Origin of the sequence: Nonomuraea sp. GTA35 (genome assembly GCF_041950525.1) — a bacterium.
Lineage (GTDB): Bacteria > Actinomycetota > Actinomycetes > Streptosporangiales > Streptosporangiaceae > Nonomuraea.
On the sequence record NZ_JBGNUV010000003.1, the window covers coordinates 918384 to 934903 of the forward strand.

Here is a 16520-nt window from a genome sequence, read left to right on the forward strand (position 1 = left end):
CGCATGGTACAAATCGGCTACACCTTGATGTCCGAACAGACTCCGGCCCGCGAGCTGGTCGACTACGCCGCCGCCGCCGAACGGATCGGCTTCGACTACGCCGTCATCTCCGACCACTACTTCCCCTGGGTGGAGGAGATGGGGCACTCGCCCTACTGCTGGTCGGTGCTCGGCGCCGCGGCGCAGGTCACCGAGCGGCTGCCGCTGATGACGTACGTGACCTGCCCCATCATGCGCTACCACCCGGCGGTGGTGGCGCAGAAGGCGGCCACGATGGGCGTGCTGAGCCAGGGCAGGTTCACCCTGGGCCTGGGCGCGGGCGAGAACCTCAACGAGCACGTCATCGGCGAGGGCTGGCCGCCCGTGGACACCAGGCACCGGATGTTCGCCGAGGCCGTCCAGATCATCAGGAAGCTCTTCAGCGGCGAGTACGTCACCCACCAGGGCGAGTTCTTCGACGTGGACTCGGCCAAGCTGTACGACCTGCCCGAGCGGCCCGTCCCCATCGGCATCGCCGCCTCCGGCGGCCAGTCGGCCGAGCTGGCCGCGGAGTACGGCGACGTGCTGGTCATCAACGACCCGATGCCCGAGGTGGTGCAGCAGTTCAACGCCGCGGGCGGCGCCGGCAGGCCGGTGTACGGCCAGCTCGCCCTCGCCTACGACACCGACGCCGAGGCCGCCAAGCAGCGCGCGCACAAGCTGTGGCGCTGGTCGAGCGTCGGCGGCTGGAAGGTCATGGCCGAGCTGCCGGGGCCGGTGAACTTCGCCGCCGCGGCCGGCACGGTCCGCCCCGAGGACGTGGCGCAGAGCGTGCCGTGCGGCAGCGACGTGGACGCCGTCGTGCAGGGCGTCAAGAAGTTCGCCGACGCCGGGTACACGCACGTGGCGCTCGTCCAGATCGGGCACGACCAGCAGCAGCCGTTCTTCGACTGGGCGGAGAAGGAGCTGCTGCCGGCCCTGCGCTCCCTGTGATCAGGGGACGATGTTGACCAGCTTCGGCGCCCTGACGATCACCTTGCGGGGCATGCCCTGCACGTAGGGGGCGATCTTCTCCGAGGCCAGCGCCAGCGCGCGCAGCTCGTCCTCGCTGATGCCGGGCGAGACCTCCAGGCGGTCGCGCACCTTGCCCGCCACCTGCACCACGCATGTGACCGACTCCTGCACCAGCAGCGCGGGGTCGGCCGCCGGCCATCCGGCGAACGCGACGGACCCGGTGCGGCCCAGCCGCTCCCAGCCCTCCTCGGCGGTGTACGGCGCCACCAGCGACAGCAGGATCGCCAGCGTCTCGGCGGCCTCGCGCACCGCCGGGTCGCCGGCGCCCGGGCCCGAGTCGATGGCCTTGCGCGCGGCGGAGGTCAGCTCCATCATGCGCGCCACCGCCACGTTGAAGCGCTGCGACTCGACCAGCTTGGTGACCTCGTCGATCGTGTGGTGCGTCACCTTGCGCAGCTCGACGTCACCGCCGTCGAACGCGGCCCCCGGCTCGCTGGTCACCTCCGACATCACGCGCAGCGCGCGGGCCAGGAACTTCTGCGAGGCGGCCGGCGAGACGTCGGCCCAGTCGATGTCGTCCTCGGGCGGCCCGGCGAACACCATGGTCAGGCGGACGGCGTCGACGCCGAAGTCGTCGATCTGCCGGCCCAGGTCCACGCCGTTGCCCAGGGACTTCGACATGGCCTTGCCGCCGTTGATCACCTGGCCCTGGTTCAGCATGCGCAGGAACGGCTCAGTGAAGTCCACCATGCCCATGTCGTGCAGGACCTTGGTGAAGAAGCGCGAGTACAGCAGGTGCAGCACCGCGTGCTCGATGCCGCCGACGTACTGGTCGATCGGGCCCCACCTGCGCACCTGCTCGGGGTCGAACGGGCCGTCGGTGTAGCCCGGCGAGCAGTAGCGCAGGAAGTACCACGAGGAGTCGACGAAGGTGTCCATCGTGTCGGTGTCGCGCTTGGCGGGGCCGGCGCACTTCGGGCACTCGACGTTGACCCAGTCGGTGGCGCTGGCCAGCGGCGACACGCCCTTGGGCGCCAGCGCCTCGCCGCGCAGGTCGGGCAGCGTGACCGGCAGCTGGTCGTCGGGGACGGGCACCTCGCCGCAGTCGGGGCAGTGGATGATCGGGATCGGCGTGCCCCAGTAACGCTGGCGGGACAGCAGCCAGTCGCGCAGCCGGAAGTTGACCGCGCCGGTGCCCCTGCCCTGCTGCTCCAGGATCTCGATGATCTTGGCGATGGCCTCGGCCTTGGTCAGGCCGTCCAGCGGGCCGGAGTTGACCAGCGTGCCCTCGCCCGGCGTGGCCTCGCCGGTCTCGCCCGGGTCGGCCAGGCCGGTGTGCACGACGACCTTCACCGGCAGGTCGAACCTGCGCGCGAAGTCCAGGTCGCGCTGGTCGTGCGCGGGCACGGCCATGATGGCGCCGTGGCCGTAGTCGGACAGCACGTAGTCGGCCGCCCAGACCGGGATGCGCTCGCCGTTGACCGGGTTGATCGCGTGGCGGCCCAGGAAGACGCCGGTCTTCTCCTTGTCGGTGGCCAGCCGCTCGATGTCGCTCAGCTTGGCGACCTCGGCGCGGTAGGCCTCGAACGCCGGGCGCTGCTCGTCGGTGACGATCTCCTCGGCCAGCGCGGCGTCGGCGGCGACGACGAAGAACGTGGCGCCGTACAGCGTGTCGGGGCGCGTGGTGTAGACGTGGACCGGCTCCTCGCGGCCCTCGATCTCGAACAGCACGTCGGCGCCCTCGGAGCGGCCGATCCAGTTGCGCTGCATGGTCAGCAGCCGCTCGGGCCAGCCGGTCAGCTGCTCCATGTCGTCCAGCAGGCGCTGCGCGTAGTCAGTGATCTTGAAGTACCACTGCGTCAGCTCGCGGCGGATGACGTCGGCGCCGCAGCGCTCGCACTTGCCGGCCACGACCTGCTCGTTGGCCAGCACGGTCTGGTCGTTGGGGCACCAGTTGACCAGGCCGCCCTTGCGGTAGGCCAGGCCGCGCTCGAAGAAGCGGTTGAACAGCCACTGGTTCCAGCGGAAGTAGTCGGGGTCGCTGGTGTGCAGGCGGCGCGACCAGTCGAAGGAGATCCCGTAGCGCCGGAACGAGGTGGCCTGCGTCTCGATGTTGGCGTAGGTCCACTCGGCGGGGTGGGCGTTGCGCTTGATCGCGGCGTTCTCCGCGGGCAGGCCGAAGGAGTCCCAGCCGATCGGGTGCAGGACGTTGTAACCCTTCTGCATCCAGTAGCGCGCGATGACGTCGCCCAGGGCGAACACCTCACCGTGGCCCATGTGCAGGTCGCCGGAAGGGTAGGGGAACATGTCGAGCATGTAGCGGCGCTCGCGCTGGTCTGCCGGGTCCTCGCCGGCCCGGAAGGTCTCTTGCTCCTCCCATCGCTGCTGCCACTTGGCCTGCAGCGCCTGCGGATCGTACTCACTCACGGCTACTGTCCTTCTGGCTTGATGCGGACCCATAAGAAAACCCCTCGTGCACACAACGAGGGGTGGAGCCGCGACGGCAGAGATCTTCTAGGGCCGTCGCGGCCCGCTAAGAAGCAGGGTCGCGGAACGCATGTGTCAAGCCTAGCGCACCTCTTCGGCTGAATGCAGGCTATGGATCGAGCTCCGAAGGCAGAATGGACCCTTCAGGTCCGGCGAGACCTGATGGTGATGTATCCGTTGTGACCTCATTCGTCCCAGAAGAATAGCCTTGTCGCCGTGGTATACCCAGCTGAGCCTGTTCGACCGGAGGGTGACCTGCCGTTGCAGGATCCGCCCACCGATCCGCATGGCTTCCCTCGTTTCGCTGCGGAACCACCTGCATCTCCTGGAAAATCCCATGAGATCATGCGTGAGACGTCAAATCCGGATATAACGGGACATCCGGACACAACCTCGGGAGGGTCGGCAGCCATGGCAACGGAGAATTCCGGACCTCATCTGCCATCCTCCTGGCCGGAGCCACCACGCCGTGAGGCCGGCTGGAGCGAGTCCCCCTCCGAGGTTCCCACCTCCTGGCCCAGCGCGCCCGCCGCCGAGGTCCCCACCTCCTGGCCGGAGACCCCGCGGCCGGCCCACCCCGAGCCGTCCTGGCCGGAGCCGCCGCGCAAGGACCCGTCCTGGCCAGAACCGCCGGGCGCCTCCCGCCCCGGTCCCGGCCCTTCCCACCAGGCTCCCCCCGGGCCGTCGCAGGGCGCCTCCTGGCCCGAGCCGCCCCGGCAGGGGCCTGGCCGGCCCGACGCCGCCGCGCCCACGTCCTGGCCCGACAACGCCTCCTCCCCCGACGTGCGCATGTCGTGGCCCGAGAACACCTCCTCGCCCGACGTACGGAACCCGTGGCCGGACAACGCGTCGTCGCCGAACGTGCGGACCTCCTGGCCGGAGAACGCCTCCTCGCCCGACGTGCGCGCCGCCTGGCAGGACGGGCCGCCGCCGCAGAGCACAGCGGGCCCCGCCGCCTGGCCCGAGGTGTCGTCGAAGGGCGCCCCGCCCCCCTCCGCGCAGGCACCGGGCGCGCCGGGGCCCGGCTCGCCACCGCCCGGCCGGCCCGCCGACCCGGTTCCCGCGTGGGCGCAGCCGCCCACGCCGTCCGCCGACGCCTGGTCCAACCTGTCCAGTCCCGCCCCGTGGCCTCCGGCCGACCGTGCGGCACCCGCCGAGCCGGGAGCCGAGCGCACCGCGGTCTACAACAACGCCGGCCCCCCGCCGCCCGCCGCCCACCCGGCGGACGAGCGTACGGTCACCTACGCCCAGCACACCCAGAACCTCCTGAACGATCGCGCGGTGCCCTCCACCCCCATGGACTCTGCTCAGCCTCACACCGACACCCCCCTCGGCACGCCCCCCGGCGGACCTGCCGGCACGCCCCCCGGCACGCCTCAGGGCCCGCCCTCCGCCGAGGACCACCCCGGCCGCCCGGGCTCCAACCTGAGCCGCGACCCGTCCGACCCGGAGAACAGGTTCGTCACGGCCGGCCAGATCAGCGGCTCCCGCACCCCGCCGCCCGAGCGCCAGCAGGAGCTCTGGAACACCGTCTTCGGCGACAACTACCAGTCCATGGGCGACCAGGACGGACTGGAGGACGAGGAGCCGGGCAAGCCCATCTGGATCTACGCGCTCGGCGGCTCCGTGGCGGTCGCGCTGGTGGCCGCGCTGCTGTGGGCGTTCCTGTGGGGCCCGCTGGCGGGCGACGACGCGCCGTCCAGCGCGAGCCTCGCCGCCGAGCAGTCCGCCTCGTCCCCGCCCAAGGCGACCGCCACCAAGGCCTCGACCTCGATCGGGCCGCTGCCGAAGTACACCGGCAAGGCCTCGCCCGTCATCGGCCGGGTGCCCGACGCCGAAGCCCGGATCTCGGTCCCGCGCCTCGGCGGCACCTGGCAGCTCGACCAGCGTGCCACGGTGAAGGGCACGTACGGCTTCAACACCCGCCAGTACGTGCAGGTGGCGCCCGAGCGGTACGCGACCGTCATGTCGGGGCCGCTGTCGCCCCGGCTGTCCTCCTACTACGAGGCGGACAACCTGGAGCCGGTGATCAAGCAGGTCGTGCTGAGCGCCCGGCGCAGCTTCTTCCCCGACGGCAACAAGGTCCGCAAGATCGCCCAGCAGCCGATCAAGGTGGGCGACCAGACGGGACGGCTGATCGCGTACTCGCTGACGTCGGACACCGAGAAGGCCACGATCGTGACCATGGCCGTCAACACCGGCGCCGAGGTCCCGGCCATCGTCTACATCTCGATCCCGTCGGAGAGCAAGCAGCTCCTGCCCGACGTCCGCACGGTGATGAACCAGATCCGCCTGACCACCCAGTAGCAGGGGGAGCTAGAAGGCGCACTCCATGTGCTTGATCCCGTTGATGAAGCTGGAGTGCAGCCGATCGGGCTTGCCGACCTCGATCCGCGGGACCCGCCGCAGCAGCTCGCGGAACATCACCGTGATCTCCCGCCGGGCCAGATGGGCTCCCAGGCAGAAGTGCGGGCCGGGGCCGCCGTAGCCGACGTGCGGGTTGGGGTGGCGGGTGATGTCGAAGCGCAGCGGGTCGTCGAACACGGCCGCGTCCCTGTTGGCGGCCCAGTAGAACAGCACGACCTTCTGGCCCTTGCGGTAGAGGTGCCCGTTCATCTCGAAGTCCCTGGTGGCCTTGCGGCGCATGAAGTTCACCGGGGAGGCAAGCCGGACGATCTCCTCGACGGCCCCGGGCGCGCGGCCGTCGACGTCCTCCAGCCACAGCGCGCGCTGGTCGGGGTTCTTGGTGAGCAGGCGCATGCCGTACGAGATGGCGTTGCGCGTGGTCTCGTTGCCCGCCACGACCAGCAGGATGAAGAACGAGCCGAGCTCCTGCATGGTCAGCCGCTCGCCGTCGAGGTTGGCGTTGACCAGCGAGGAGGTGAGGTCGCCCGTCGGGTTGTCGGCGCGGTGGGCGGCCAGGTCCTGGACGAGCTGCTGCAGCTCCATGCCCGCGTTGAGCAGGCGCTCGGCGAGCTGGGTGAGGTCGTCGCCGGTGTACTCGGGGTCGAAGCCGCCCAGGATGATGTTGGAGCGGTCGAAGACGAACTGGTAGTCGCGCTCCGGGATGCCCATCATGTCGCAGATGATCTTCAGGGGCAGCCGCGCGGCCACCTCGGTCACGAAGTCGCAGCCGGGGCCCTTGGCGAGGAGGTCGTCGACGATGCCGACGGCCGCCGCCTCCACGTCCGACTCGAACTGTTTGATCATCTTGGGGGTGAAGGCGCGGGAGACGATCCTGCGCAGCCGGGCGTGGCGCGGGTCGTCCATGTTGATCATGGAGCCGAAGTACTCGGCGAACTCCGCGGGCATGTCGGGGATGTTCGTCGCACCGCCGTCGCCCGAGGAGAACACCTCGGGGTTGCGGCTGGCCTCGAGGATGTCGGCGTGCTTGACCAGCGCGTAGTAGCCCGGCCCCTTGGGCATGTAGGTCATCTCCGATTCCTCGAAGAAGGCCGGGGCGTCGAGCGAGCGCAGCCGCTCGAACGCCTCCTCGCGCTCGCTCATGGGCTTGGCCCAGAAGTCGCGGTCCGACAGATCGAAGTCCAGGACGCTCATGAGGCCATCATTCGAAAAGCGGCCACTTACGTCAATGGGTTGGACGTACACCGTACGTACGTGGCGCGAAAAAATCTGTGGCCCGGGGTGCGCCGGAGGTCCTAGGCTCGGCCCCATGTTCTTCTTCCGACGTTAGCGATCCGCCGGCGGGTCGCGGACGACCCACCGCCGGCGATGCGGGACGGCTGAGCGACCGCCGTCCCGGGTCGCGACGTGGGAGAAAGACAGTTGCATACCTTTGCCGTGGCCAGGGCCGTGCGTGGCATCGAGCCCCTGGTGGCCATGGAGATCCGGCGTTCACGCACGGGCGTGGTGCGCGGGGTGCGCCACCGCGAGGTGTGGTTCGAGGCCCGGCCTGAGGCCGACCTGCTCGGGCTGCGTACGGCCGACGACGTGCTGCTGGCCGCGGCCGTCGTGGACGGGATCGGCTCAGGCCGCTCCGCGCTGCTCCGGCTGGCGCGGGCGGCGCGCGAGGTGGACCCCCGGCTGATGGGCGCCCCCGGGAGCGGGGTGGAGGTGTCGGCGTCGTTCGTGGGGCGGCGCAACTACACCAGGTTCGAGATCGAGGACGCGGTGGGGGCCGAGCTGGCGCGGCCGTTGCGGGTGCCGTACCACTCCAGGCGTGACGGCCGGCGGCCACCGGCGGGCGCGAGGTCGTGGCGGGTCACGATCGAGGACGATCAGGCGGTCATCGCGGTACGGGTGGCGGCGCGGCCGTTGCACCGGCGGGCGTACAAGACGGCCTCGATCCGGGGCACGCTGCATCCGCCCGTGGCCGCCGCCATGGCGCAGCTCGCCCGGCTCGACGGGGGCGGCACGGTGCTCGACCCCTGCTGCGGCGCGGGCACCACCCTGATCGAGGCCCGCGCGCTGGCGGGCGAGGGCGCGGGCCCTGCGGGGGTGCGGTTCCTGGGCTTCGACCACGACCCCGCCGCCGTGACGGCCGCCACCGTCAACGCCCGCGCCGCCGCCCTCACCGCACTCGGCGCGCCCGGCGCGTCCGGGGCGGAGGCCGCGGGTGGCGCGGGCGCAGGGGCCGCTGGGATGCCGGTCGCGTGGGCGGTGGCCGACGGCGGGCGGATCCCGGTGGGTGACGGTTGCGCGGACCGGGTGCTGGTGAACCCGCCGTGGGGACGCCAGGTGCCTCCCGCGGGCCTGCTCTCCCGCGGCCTGGCCCCGCTGTGGCGGGAGGTGCGGCGGGTCCTGGCTCCGGACGGGCTGGCCGTGGCGCTCGTGCACGACGGGATCCCGCCCGGGTTCACGGTGGAGGAGGCGGTCGAGGTGAGCCTGTCGGGGCAGCACCCGCTGATCGCCGTGCTGAGGCCCCGCTGATCAAGAGACCCCGCTGATCAGGAGCCTGGGCTGATCAGGAGCCTGGGCTGATCAGGAGGCCGGGCCGAGCCAGTCCAGGATGAGCCGGTTGACCTCGGCGGGCCGTTCCAGGTGGAGGAAGTGCCCGGCGCCCGCCACCTGCTCGGCCCGCGATCCCTCGGGCAGGTGCTCCAGCGCGCCCTTGGCCAGGTCGGCGCCGAGGCACCCGTCCTGCGCCCCGTGCAGGTAGAGCACGGGGCCCGTGACCCCGCCCTCGACGGCCGGGTAGCGGCCGGAGGGCGGCGTGGTGCCGAGCATGGCGCGGTAGTAGCCGATGGCCGCGCTCAGGTTCGCGGGGTCGCCGAGGCTGCGCCGGACGAACTCCAGGTCCTCGCTCGCGTCGTAGCCGGGCGACCAGTCGCGCCAGAGGTTGTCGAGGAAGCCGGGCATGGCGGCGGCCGTCTCGGCCAGCGGGGTCTGGAACAGGAAGATGTAGAACGAGCGCTTGAGCTGCTCGTAGTCGAGGAAGGAGCCCGCCAGCGAGCCGGGCGGCGGCACGGCGAGCGTGACGGCCCGCCGGAAGCGCCCGGCGGTGACGTAGGCGGGGAAGGCGCCCCAGTCGTGCCCGATGACGACGGCGTCGTCCCCGCCGCCGAGCTCCTCGTGCAGCGCGCGCACGTCGGCGACCAGCGCGGCTTCCTCGTAGGCGCCGTCGGCGGGGACCTCGGTGGGCGCGTAGCCGCGCAGGAAGGGCGCGACCGCGCGGTAGCCGCGCTCGGCCAGCGCGGGCATCAGGTGCCGCCAGGTGTGCGCGGTGTCGGGGAAGCCGTGCAGGCACAGCGCCAGCGGCCCCTCCCCCAACGATAGATACGCGAACTCCACCCCATTGGCGTGGATAGTCCTGATCTCCATGACTGCGAAACCTAGCACGCCGGATCTTCCGTCACCGGACATCTCAGAACGCCCACCTCAGATGCTTGACGCCGTTGATGAAGTTGGACAGCAGGAAGTCGGGCTCCCCCACCGCCCTGACCTCCGGCAGCCGGGTGAACAGCTCGCGGAACATCACGGTCATCTCCCTGCGGGCCAGGTGCGCGCCCAGGCAGTGGTGCGGCCCGGGGCCGCCGAAGCCGACGTGCGGGTTGGGATCGCGGGTGATGTCGAAGGTGTCGGGGTCGCGGAAGACCGACTCGTCGCGGTTGGCCGAGTTGTAGAAGAGCAGCACCTTGTCGCCCTTCCGGTACGTCGTGCCGTTCAGCTCGTGGTCCCGCGTCAGCGTGCGGCGGAACTGGATCACCGGCGTGGCGTAGCGGACGATCTCGTCGCAGGCCCCGGCGATGCGCCCGTCGTAGTCCGCCAGCAGCAGCTCGCGCTGCTCGGGGTGGTCGGTGAGGAGCTTGAGCCCGTACGCGATCGCGTTGCGCGTGGTCTCGCTGCCCGCCACCACCAGCAGGATGAAGAACGAGCCGAGCTGCTGGGAGGTGAGCCGCTCCTCCCCGTTGACCAGCAGGCTGACCAGGTCGCCCGTGGGCCGCCTGCGCCGCTCGTCGCCGAGGCGGGCGGCCAGCCGGTTGAGCGAGTAGCCGGCGTGCAGCAGCCTGACCAGGCCGCGGGCGACGTTGGCGCGGCTGAAATCGGGCGAGAGGCCGGTGTACTCGGGGTCGGCGTTGCCGAGGATGACGTTCGTCCGCCGCAGCACCATGCCATGAAATTTCGCGGGGATGCCCATCATGTCGCAGATGACCCGTACGGGGAGCTTGGCGGCCACCTGGGGGACGAAGTCGCCGGGCCCCTCCTCGATCGCCCGGTCCACGATCTCGGCGGCGGCCCGCGCCAGGTCCTCCTCCATCTTCGACAGGATGCGCGGCGTGAACGCCCGCGACACGATGCGCCGCAACCGCGCGTGCCGCGGATCATCCATGTTGATCATGGAGCCGAAGTACACGCTCAGCCACCGCGGCATGTCGGGGATGCTGTTGGAGCACGGCTCGCTGCTGAACACGGCCGCGTTCCTGCTGGCCTCGGTCACGTCGGCGTGGCGCACCAGGGCGTGGTAGCCGGGGCCGCCACCGATGAACGGCACCGCCTGCTCCGGCACGAACACCGGGTGCTCCAGCTCGCGCAGCTTGCGGAAGGCCTCCATGCGCTCGGCCTGCGGCCGCCCCCAGAACGGGATCTGCGACAGGTCGAGGTCCGCCGGCAGAGTCATACCGTCGAGACTACGCAAGTGACCACTTACGTCAAGCCTTGCTCGCCCTGACCAGGTCGGCCCCCTTCTCGCCGATCATGATGGCGGGGGCGTGGGTGTGGCCGCGGTTCAGCGTCGGCATGATCGACGCGTCGGCCACCCTGAGCCCTTCGACGCCGCGCACGCGCAGCTCCGGGTCCACGACCGAGCCCTCGTCGGTGCCCATGCGGCAGCTTCCGACGGGGTGGTAGAGCGTCTCGCCGCGCTCGCGTACCCACTGGGCCAGCTCCTCGTCGCTCTCCGGCCCCCAGTACGGCGCCATCGGCCCGCCCGCGTACGGCTTCATCGCGGTCGTGGCGAACACGTGCTTGGCCGCCTTCAGCCCCTCGACCATGCGCTTGACGTCCGCCTCCGCCGTCAGGTAGCCGGGGTCGATCACCACGTCCCTGCCGCTCAGCCCGATCCTGCCGCGGCTCTCCGGCTGCAGCAGCACGACCCCGACGGTGAGCCCGTGGCCGGTCGGCGGCGTCAGCCCGTGGTCCACGAACGGCACCGGCGCGAAGATCAGCTCGATGTCGGGCGCGGGCTCCTCCGGCGAGGTCTTGATGAACGCCACGGCCTCCCCCACGTTCGTGGTGAGCATGCCGGAGCGCAGCACGATGTAGCGCAGCAGGTTCACCAGCGACTCGGCCTTGGTCAGCGTCACCGGCTGCTTGCACTCGACGAACACGCCGCTCGACAGGTGGTCCTGCAGGTTCTTGCCGACCTCGGGCAGCTCGTGCACGATCGGCACCCCGGCGTCGCGCAGCTCGTCGGGCGCGCCCACGCCGGAGCGCAGCAGCAGGTACGGCGAGCCGATCGTGCCCGCCGCCAGGATGACCTCCAGCCTGGCCTTGATCGGGGCGCCGCCGCTGTGCTCGATGCCCGTCGCGCGCCGGCCGTCGAACGTCACCCTGTCCACGGTGGTGTTCGTGATCACGTGCAGGTTGGGCCGGGACAGGGCCGGGCGCAGGTACGCGTCGGCGGAGCTCCACCTCCTGCCCCGGTTCTGGGTGACGGGAGTGGGGCAGTATCCCTCGTTGCTGCGGCCGTTCAGCTCGGTCAGGCGGGTGTAGCCCAGCTCCTCGCACGCCTTCAGGAAGACGCCGGTGGTGACGTTGGGGCTGCGCAGCTCGGAGATGTAGAGGGGGCCGCCGGTGCCGTAGACGCCGCCCTGGTTGCTGCCGATGCGGCGCTCGGCCTTGGTGAAGTAGGGCAGCACGTCGTCGTAGGCCCAGCCGGGCACGCCCCACTGGTCGTAGTCCTGCTGGCAGCCGCGTACCCACATCTGGGCGTTGAGCGAGGACGAGCCGCCCAGCACCCGGCCACGGGGCCAGTAGAGCTCGCGGCCGGACATCTCGCTCTGTTTGGCCGTCTGGTAGGCCCAGTCGTACTCGGTCTTGAACAGCTTGGCGAAGCCGGCCGGCATGCGGATCTCGAGCTTGTCGTCCTTCCCGCCCGCCTCGACCAGCGCCACCGATATGCCGGGGTCCTCCGACAACCTGCTGGCCAGCACGCAGCCGGCCGAGCCCGCCCCGACGATCACATAGTCGAACTCCATGACACCCCTCCAAGGGGTAAATAACTTCCTACTTGCTTACTTCACGCGGGCCCGGCGCGTCCATATGCACTTGTGACCTGAGTTACCTACCAGTCGGTATGCAGGTCCTGCGAAGATGGCGCCGAAGCCGTTCTAGAGGGAGGAAGGCGTCATGCTCAACCTGTCGATCGTCCTGGAGGACAGCGCCAGGAACACCCCGGATGGCACCGCGATCGTCTTCGGCGACATGCGGCTGCCGTTCTCCATGATCGACACCGTAGCGAACCAGGTCGCGAACCTGTTGGTGACACGCGGCATCGGCAAGGGCGACAAGGTCGCACTGGCCTGCCCGAACCTGCCGTATTTCCCGTTCGTCTACTACGGCATCCTGAAGGCCGGCGCGACGGTGGTGCCGCTCAACGTCCTCCTCCAGCCGCGTGAGATCGCCTACCACCTCGACGACAGCGACGCCAAGGCGCTGTTCTGCTTCGAGGGCACGCCGGAGCTGCCGCTGGGCGAGCGCGGCAAGGCCGGCTTCGAGGCCGCCGAGGGCTGCGAGCACTTCTTCGTGCTGCCCGCCACGCCGCTGGCGACCGAGTCGGAGTACGGCGAGTCGTTCTGGGCGGCGCTCGGCGGGATGGCGGGCGAGTTCGAGACCGTGCAGACCGCGCCCGACGACACCGCGGTGATCCTCTACACCTCGGGCACCACCGGCCAGCCCAAGGGCGCCGAGCTCACCCACCAGAACATGCTGATGAACGCCATCATCAGCGACCGCATGTTCCCCCGCACCGAGGGCGGCGACACGTACCTGGCGGTGCTGCCGCTGTTCCACTCCTTCGGCCAGACGACCGTCATGAACACCGGCTTCCTGCGCGGCTCCACTGTCGTGCTGATGCCGCGCTTCGAGCCGGGCGAGGCGCTCGCGCTCATGGCGAAGGAGGGGGTCACGTACTTCGCGGGCGTGCCCACCATGTACTGGGCCCTGCTCACGAAGATCCACAGCGAGGGCGCCGAGGTGCCGCGCTCGCTGAAGGTGGCCGTCGCCGGCGGCGCGTCCTCGCCGGTCGAGGTGCTCAGGGACTTCGAGGAGACGTTCGGCATCGGCATCCTGGAGGGCTACGGGCTCTCGGAGACCTCGCCGGTGGCCTGCTTCAACCAGCTCGGCAAGCCCGCCAAGCCCGGCACGATCGGCACCCCCATCTGGGGCGTGGAGATGAAGCTGGTCGACGGCGACTGGAAGACGATCGAGGGCGAGGGGCCCGGCGAGATCGCCATCCGCGGCCACAACGTCATGAAGGGCTACTACGGCCGGCCTGAGGCCACGGCCGAGGTGATGAAGGACGGCTGGTTCCGCACGGGCGACATCGCCACGCGGGACGCCGACGGTTACTACGCCATCATCGACCGGGCCAAGGACATGGTCATCCGGGGCGGGTTCAACGTCTACCCGCGCGAGGTCGAAGAGGTCCTCATGACGCACGAGGCCGTGTCGCTGGCCGCCGTCGTCGGCGTCCCGCACGACTCGCACGGCGAGGAGGTCAAGGCGTACGTCATCCGCACGCCCGGCGCCACGATCACCGAGGACGAGCTGGTCGCGTGGGCCAAGGAGAACCTGGCGGCCTACAAGTACCCGAGGATCGTCGAGTTCCGCGACTCCCTGCCGATGACGGCCACAGGCAAGATCCTCAAGCGCGAGCTCCGGTAACCTGATCTTCGTCGAGGCGCGGGCGCACTCGTCCGCGCCTCTCGCTTTTCCCGATGGACGCCTTCTTCGCCCGCGTACGCGACCGGTTCGCGCTGCCCGAGCCCGCCGAGGAGCTGTGGCACGCCTACCGGGCGCGTCCGACCACGTCGTGAGCGACGTCGTCGCCGCCATCGCGCTGCTTGTCGAGGTGCGGCGCCCCGGCGCGGGCGGGTAGTTTGCCGCGTATGCGTGATCGACCGGACGACTTCGACGAGGAGCTGCTGCGCCCCGCGCTGAACGGGTGGGGGATCGAGGCGGCCACGCTGGACTACGCGCCGGTCGGTTTCGGCGACTTCCACTGGATCGCGACCGGCGGCGGAGGGCGGCGCTGGTTCGTGACGGTGGCGGACGTGCGGCGGCAGACGTACGACGAGCTGCGGCTGGCCATGGAGACGGCGGCGGCGCTGCGCGATGAGGCGGGCCTGGGCTTCGTCGTCGCCCCGTTGCGCGCCGCCGACGGCAGCACGCTGCGCCGTCTCGACGGCCACCGGTACGCCATGAGCGTGTTCCCGTACGAGCAGGGCACGGGTGGCGACTTCGGCGACGAGCTGTCGCCCGCCGAGCGTGGCCGCGTCATCGACCTGCTGGCCGAGCTGCACACCACCCCGCCGCCGCTGTCCACCCCGGACCGCCCGGTGGCGCTGACCGGCAGGGCGGGGCTGGAGCAGGCGCTCGGCGACACGACCCTGCCCTGGCTCGGCGGTCCCTACTCCGAGCCCGCCCAGGACCTGATCGGCCGCCACGCGGGGATGTTGCGGCGCCGGCTGGCGGAGTTCGACCGCCTGGCGGGCAGGCCGGGCGAGCCGGTGCTCACGCACGGGGAGCCGCACCCGGGCAACCTCCTGCGCGCGGGCGAGCGCAGGTTGCTGATCGACTGGGACACGGTGGGGATGGCCGTGCCGGAGCGGGATCTGTGGCTGGTGGCCAGGGACGAGGAGGACCTGGCCCGGTACACGAAGGCGACGGGGCGGGCGGTGGACCACGAGCTGCTGGGGCTGTACCGGCTGCGGTGGGCGCTGAACGACGTGGCGGAGTTCGTGGAGTGGTTCCGCTCGCCGCACGGGCGCACGGCGGACGCCGAGCAGTCGTGGGACGCGCTCACCGGCACGCTGGCGCAACTGGCGCGATAACCGCCGAAAGTTTCATCCATCTCGACGCTTCCACTGGATCTCTTCGCAGCTCATCGCCCTGCCGTCGCGTCCGCTCGCACCAGGCATATTGTCACACCGAAATTTCTGTGGACACTCGCAATATTTCGGCTGCCCAGCGAGAGGAACTCGATGAAGCTGAGAGCTCGCAGAGCAAGCGTCATCATCGCCGCCGCGGCCCTCGTGGCGGCCGCCCTGATCACCGCACCCCCGGCCGCGTCCGCCCAGCTCACCGAGGTGACCGGCTTCGGCACGAACCCCACGAACCTGCGCATGCACCTGTACGTCCCCGACGGCGTCGGCGCCAGGCCCGCCCTGCTCGTGGCCGTGCACTACTGCACCGGCTCCGGCCCGGCCTTCCACTCGGGCACCGAGTTCGCCTCGCTGGCCGACCGGCACAAGTTCATCGTCGTCTACCCGTCGGCGACCAGGAGCGGGTCCTGCTTCGACGTCTCCTCGCCGCAGGCGCTCACGCACAACGGCGGCAGCGACCCCGTGGGCATCGTCTCCATGGTCAGGTACGTGCAGCAGCGCCACAACGCCGACCCCGAGCGCACGTACGTGACCGGCGCCTCCTCCGGCGGCATGATGACCAACGTGCTGATCGGCGCGTACCCGGACGTGTTCAAGGCGGGGGCGTCGTTCATGGGCGTGCCGTTCGGCTGCTTCGCCACCACCGACGGCTCGAGCTGGAACAGCACCTGCGCCAACGGCCAGCTCGTCAAGACCGCGCAGCAGTGGGGCGACCAGGTACGGGCGGCCTACCCCGGCTACAGCGGGCCGCGCCCGCGCATGCAGATCTGGCACGGCACCGAGGACTCCACGCTGCGCTACCCCAACTTCCAGGAGCAGATCAAGCAGTGGACCAACGTCCACGGCCTGAGCCAGACGCCCAGCCTCACCGACCAGCCCCGCTCCGGCTGGACCAGGACCCGCTACGGCGGCACCGGCACGAAGGCGCCGGTCGAGGCGATCAGCCTGCAGGGCGTGGGCCACAGCCTGCCGCAGGGCGGGATGGCGGCCATGGTGATCGACTTCTTCGGCCTCTCCGACGGCGGCACCGAGCCGACCCCCACCATCACTCCCACGGTCACGCCGCCGGCCGGGGACTGCAAGGTCACGTACACGATGAACACCTGGAACACCGGCTTCACGGCCGCGATCACGATCGCGAACACGAGCACGACCCAGCTCTCCTCCTGGAGCCTGGCCTTCACCCTGCCGGCCGGCCAGAGCGTCACCTCTGCCTGGAACGCCTCGCTCTCCCCCAGCAGCGGCCAGGTGACGGCCAGGAACGTCGGCTACAACGCCACCATCGCCCCGGGCGCGTCGGCCTCGTTCGGCTTCCAGGCCACGCACGGCGGCAACACCGGCAAGCCGCCCGCCTTCACCCTGAACGGCACGGCCTGCACCGTCTGAGATTCTCCCCGGCCGATCGGACCAGCGGTTATTGCGGGGCCGCGAGCCGGTCGGCCGGGGCCCGCCCGCCCTGGAAAGTGCTTCACCTTT

At 70.8% G+C, this 16520-nt stretch carries 11 protein-coding genes; 6 read left to right on the forward strand and 5 right to left on the reverse strand.

Going from position 1 to position 16520, the window contains the following annotated elements; all coding sequences use genetic code 11:
* Nucleotides 1-3 precede the first annotated feature (3 nt).
* On the forward strand, nucleotides 4-972 hold the full coding sequence (locus ACBJ32_RS17730) for a TIGR03557 family F420-dependent LLM class oxidoreductase (protein WP_375127653.1): 969 nt from the start codon (nucleotides 4-6) through the stop codon (nucleotides 970-972).
* On the opposite strand, the gene leuS is transcribed toward ACBJ32_RS17730, so the two are convergent.
* Nucleotides 973-3453, reverse strand: coding sequence for a leucine--tRNA ligase (leuS, locus tag ACBJ32_RS17735; RefSeq protein ID WP_375127654.1), 2481 nt, complete (start codon nucleotides 3451-3453; stop codon nucleotides 973-975). It lies immediately after the preceding gene.
* 438 nt (nucleotides 3454-3891) lie between these two features.
* On the opposite strand from leuS, the gene ACBJ32_RS17740 reads away from it, so the two are divergent.
* Complete coding sequence (locus tag ACBJ32_RS17740; protein WP_375127655.1) at nucleotides 3892-5787, forward strand: hypothetical protein; 1896 nt, start codon at nucleotides 3892-3894, stop codon at nucleotides 5785-5787.
* A gap of 9 nt (nucleotides 5788-5796) precedes the next feature.
* On the opposite strand, the gene ACBJ32_RS17745 is transcribed toward ACBJ32_RS17740, so the two are convergent.
* Nucleotides 5797-7038: a cytochrome P450 gene (locus ACBJ32_RS17745; protein WP_375127656.1), complete on the reverse strand. Its 1242-nt coding sequence runs from the start codon at nucleotides 7036-7038 to the stop codon at nucleotides 5797-5799.
* Nucleotides 7039-7266: 228 nt separating this feature from the next.
* Between ACBJ32_RS17745 and ACBJ32_RS17750 the strand changes: the two genes are divergently transcribed.
* A complete protein-coding gene (locus ACBJ32_RS17750; RefSeq protein WP_375127657.1) occupies nucleotides 7267-8370 on the forward strand; it encodes a TRM11 family SAM-dependent methyltransferase in 1104 nt (367 codons plus the stop codon).
* Nucleotides 8371-8421: 51 nt separating this feature from the next.
* Here ACBJ32_RS17750 and ACBJ32_RS17755 read toward each other — a convergent pair whose 3' ends face one another.
* From ACBJ32_RS17755 to ACBJ32_RS17765, 3 genes are read right to left on the reverse strand one after another with little or no spacing between them, the layout of a single operon-like run.
* A complete protein-coding gene (locus ACBJ32_RS17755; RefSeq protein WP_375127658.1) occupies nucleotides 8422-9261 on the reverse strand; it encodes an alpha/beta fold hydrolase in 840 nt (279 codons plus the stop codon).
* Between the two features lie 43 nt (nucleotides 9262-9304).
* Entirely contained in the window at nucleotides 9305-10558 is a 1254-nt protein-coding gene (locus ACBJ32_RS17760; RefSeq protein ID WP_375127659.1) for a cytochrome P450, read from the reverse strand.
* Between the two features lie 31 nt (nucleotides 10559-10589).
* Complete coding sequence (locus ACBJ32_RS17765; RefSeq protein ID WP_375127660.1) at nucleotides 10590-12137, reverse strand: GMC family oxidoreductase; 1548 nt, start codon at nucleotides 12135-12137, stop codon at nucleotides 10590-10592.
* A gap of 151 nt (nucleotides 12138-12288) precedes the next feature.
* Between ACBJ32_RS17765 and ACBJ32_RS17770 the strand changes: the two genes are divergently transcribed.
* The 3 genes from ACBJ32_RS17770 to ACBJ32_RS17780 all read left to right on the forward strand — a co-directional run bounded on the left by ACBJ32_RS17770 (nucleotide 12289) and on the right by ACBJ32_RS17780 (nucleotide 16430).
* Nucleotides 12289-13824: a long-chain fatty acid--CoA ligase gene (locus tag ACBJ32_RS17770; RefSeq protein ID WP_375127661.1), complete on the forward strand. Its 1536-nt coding sequence runs from the start codon at nucleotides 12289-12291 to the stop codon at nucleotides 13822-13824.
* 224 nt (nucleotides 13825-14048) lie between these two features.
* Nucleotides 14049-14993 (forward strand): phosphotransferase enzyme family protein, encoded by a 945-nt coding sequence (locus tag ACBJ32_RS17775; protein ID WP_375127662.1) that lies wholly within the window; start codon nucleotides 14049-14051, stop codon nucleotides 14991-14993.
* Nucleotides 14994-15143: 150 nt separating this feature from the next.
* Nucleotides 15144-16430, forward strand: a complete 1287-nt coding sequence (locus ACBJ32_RS17780) for a PHB depolymerase family esterase (protein WP_375127663.1) — start codon at nucleotides 15144-15146, stop codon at nucleotides 16428-16430.
* Nucleotides 16431-16520: the final 90 nt, after the last annotated feature.